This is a genomic window from Archangium sp. (genome assembly GCF_036388035.1).
In the GTDB taxonomy this organism is placed as follows: domain Bacteria; phylum Myxococcota; class Myxococcia; order Myxococcales; family Myxococcaceae; genus Archangium.
Map to the genome: position 1 here is coordinate 1 of NZ_DASVSO010000178.1, position 3,277 is coordinate 3,277.

General features: G+C 71.5%; 5 protein-coding genes. 1 reads left to right on the forward strand and 4 read right to left on the reverse strand.

All coding sequences use genetic code 11. From position 1 onward, the window contains the following. From VF697_RS07835 to VF697_RS07850, 4 genes are all read right to left on the reverse strand, one after another. Positions 1-265, reverse strand: a 265-nt coding sequence (locus tag VF697_RS07835; protein ID WP_331092877.1) for a biotin transporter BioY, incomplete at its 3' end; no start/stop codon positions are given. Then, a complete protein-coding gene (locus VF697_RS07840; RefSeq protein WP_331092878.1) occupies positions 262-873 on the reverse strand; it encodes a CbiQ family ECF transporter T component in 612 nt (203 codons plus the stop codon). The genes VF697_RS07840 and VF697_RS07835, both read right to left, overlap by 4 nt. After that, a complete protein-coding gene (locus VF697_RS07845; RefSeq protein WP_331092879.1) occupies positions 870-1,544 on the reverse strand; it encodes an energy-coupling factor ABC transporter ATP-binding protein in 675 nt (224 codons plus the stop codon). Before VF697_RS07845 ends, VF697_RS07840 begins: the two co-directional genes overlap by 4 nt. A gap of 41 nt (positions 1,545-1,585) precedes the next feature. Beyond that, a complete protein-coding gene (locus tag VF697_RS07850) occupies positions 1,586-2,899 on the reverse strand; it encodes an NAD(P)/FAD-dependent oxidoreductase (RefSeq protein ID WP_331092880.1) in 1,314 nt (437 codons plus the stop codon). 161 nt (positions 2,900-3,060) lie between these two features. Between VF697_RS07850 and VF697_RS07855 the strand changes: the two genes are divergently transcribed. Continuing rightward, on the forward strand, positions 3,061-3,277 hold a 217-nt coding region (locus VF697_RS07855), incomplete at its 3' end, for a hypothetical protein (protein WP_331092881.1).

The window sequence follows — 3,277 nt, forward strand, 5'->3', positions numbered from 1 at the left end:
AGAAGCCGCCCGTGGGCCCGGGGAGCACCGCGAGCCCGCCATGGCCTCCGGCGAGCAGGGGCAGCCCCGCGAGCACCAGCACCTGGAAGAGGAGCAGGGACAGGCCCGCCTTGCGCGCGCCCAGCGTGGAGCCGGCGAGCATCACGCCCAGCGTCTGCGCGGTGATGGGCACGGGGATGAAGGGCAGCATGAGGGGCGGCATCAGCCCGAGCGCGGCCACGAGGGCGGCGAACAGGGCGACATGGACGAGGTCGCGGGTCTTCACGAGGGGTCCTCGGAGTCGAAGCAGCGCGCGTCGATGGCGTCGGCGAGCGCATCGGCGGTGCGCAGCGTCTTGACGAGCAGCGGGACGAGCACGGCGAGGGGGTTTGTGTCGAGGCCGCGCACGCGCTGGGCCTCCTGGACTTCGCGCAGCCAGAGCGCGAGCAGGGGGATGAAGCGCAGCGTCAGCGAGAGCAGCAGGCCCAGCCGCGCGGGGCTCACGCCGAGGCGCCCGAGGGGGCGCAGGGCCCGCTGGAGGGACTCGAGCATGTCCGAGGCGCGCGTGGTGAGGGAGACGAGCGTGGCGAGCAGCAGCAGGGCGGCGAGCCGCAGCACGGCCTCCAGCGCGGGCCCCCAGCCGGACACCAGCGCGTGCACGGCGAACAGGGGGCCGAGCACGAAGGCGGAGAGGCGCAGCACGGGCACCACCTCGCGCGGGCGCAGGCGCGCGAGCCCGTAGAGGCCGAGCGTGGCCCCCAGCGCGGCGGAGACGACGGGCAGCGAGTGGAAGAGCAGCAGCCCCGTGCCCGCCCCGAGCAGGCCGAGCATCTTCGCCCCCGCGGGCACGGCGTGGACGGGCGAGTCGCGGTGGAGGTAGAGGCCGAGGCTCACGCCATCATCCGCGCGTAGGCGTCGAGGGCGACGGCGGGCACGTCATCCAGGACGACACGGCCCCCGTCGAAGACGAGCACCCGGTCGAAGTCGCGCAGCAGCTCCAGGTCATGCGAGACGACAATGGCCGTCTGGGGCATGTCGTGGATGGCCTGGGCGAGCCGCCGCTTGTTGCGCAGGTCCAGCAGCGTGGTGGGCTCGTCGAAGACGACGTAGCGCGGCTCCATGACGAGCACGGAGGAGAGCGCGAGGAGCTGCTTCTGGCCCCCGCTGAGCAGGTGGGCCGGGTGGTGGCGGAAGTCCTCCAGGCCATAGCGGCGGAGGATGGCGGTGACGCGCTCGGAGATGTCCGCCGGGCCGAGCCGGAGGTTCTTCAGCCCGAAGGCCACGTCCTCCTCCACGGTGGGGAGGACGATTTGATTGTCCGGGTTCTGGAAGACGAAGCCCACCTTGCGGCGGATGGCGCGGGCGTCCTTGCGCGTGTCGAGCCCGTCCACGAGCACCCGGCCCCGCTCGGGCACGAGCAGCCCGTTGAGCAGCCGCGCGAAGGTGCTCTTCCCGGAGCCATTGCCCCCCACCACGGCCACACGGCGCTCGGACAGGGTCAGGTCGAGCCCCTGGAGGACCGGGCGCTCGCCGAAGTGGTGGTGGACGGCGTGGAGTTGAATCATCGCTACCGCTACGGGCAGCGGACTGTACCCCTTTTTCGACCTCAGTGTACGTGCGCCGGCTCGTGCTCGGGTGGCGTCCGGGGCTGGAGGGGCGGAAGCCGGTTCGCGTGCAGTCCGGTGATGAGGCGCACATCGCGCCGCTTGGTGAAGTACGTGTAGGCCCAGTCGAGCATCACCGCCACCTTGTTGCGGAAGCCAATCAAGAAGGTGATGTGGACGCCCAGCCACATCCACCACGCGGGCTTGCCCTTGAGGCGGTACTTGTTGAAGAGCAGGCCCACGGCGGAGCCTCGGCCGATGACGGCGAAGGAGCCCCGGTCGTGGTAGCGGAAGGGCTCCAGCGGCTGCCCCTTCAGCCGGCGGAGGATGCTCCTGCCCACGTGCCGGCCCATCTGCATGGCCGCCGGGGCCACGCCCGGCACCGGCTTGCCGTCCTGTACGAGGGAGGCGAGGTCGCCAATCACGAAGACGTCCTCGTGGCCGGGGACGGTCAGCGTGGGCTCCACCTTCACCCGGCCCGCCCTGTCGAGCGGCGCGCCGAGCGTCCGCGCCAGGGGGGAGGCGGCCACGCCGGCGCCCCAGAGCAGGGTGCGCGCCGGGATGCGGGTGTCGCCCACGATGACGCCCTCGTCGTCCAGGTCGGTCACCATGGCGTTGGTGCGGACCTCCACGCCAATCTTCTCCAGGTCGCGGTGTGCCCGCTCCGACAGCTCCTCGGGGTAGACGTTGAGGATGCGGGGGAGTCCTTCCAGCAGGAGGACGCGGGCCTGGGAGGTGTCGATGCGGCGGAAGTCCCTCGGCAGGGAGTGCCGGGTCATGTACGCGATGGCGCCCGCCAGCTCCACCCCGGTGGGGCCCGCGCCGATGATGACGAAGGTGAGCCACTCGCGCTGGCGCTCGGGGTCCGGCTCACGCTCGGCGGCCTCGAAGGCCAGCAGCACGCGCTCACGGATGTCCCTCGCGTCGTCGACCGTCTTGAGGCCGGGGGCGAAGCGGGCCCACTCCGGGTGGCCGAAGTACGAGTGCGTGGCGCCGGTGGCGAGCACCAGGGTGTCGTAGGGAATCTCGCCGCCGTCCGTGATGAGCACCTTGCGCTCCACGTCGATGGAGCGGGCCTCGGCGAGCAGCACGGTGATGTTCGGGCCGCGCAGCACCTGGCGGATGGGCGCGGAGATGTCGCCGGGGCTGAGGACGGCGGTGGCCACCTGGTAGAGCAGCGGCTGGAAGAGGTGGTGGTTGTAGCGGTCGAGCACCGTCACCTCCACGGGCGCGCCCTTCAGCTGGCGCGCGGCCTCGAGGCCCCCGAAGCCCCCGCCCACGATGACCACGTGATGCCGCTCCCGAGTGCTTTCCATGCCGGGAAAGGTGCGCCGAGGCGCAACCCTCGACCAGCCGCCGGGAAGTACACGTCCTCCGGGCGTGTCGCCTGCTCGCTCGCCAACAGGACGGGGAGCCAGGGGCGTGCTCGGGAGCCCACTTCCATGCATCCTTTCTCCGTCGTGAAAGGGGGGTATTCATGTCGGAGCCGCGTCACGGGAAGCCTCCCACCGGAGGGACTTCGCGAGAGGGGGACTCCCTCCTCTCGCTCCTGTTCAACTCGCCCCTCGCCTCCTTCGTCCTCAGCATCCCCTTCTTCCTGGCCACGAGCCTCCTGCTGGCGGGCACCGAGCTCCAGAGCTTCGCCTTCTGGAGCTCACGCGAGGTGCGGCTCTGGCGCATGCTGCTCGCCATCT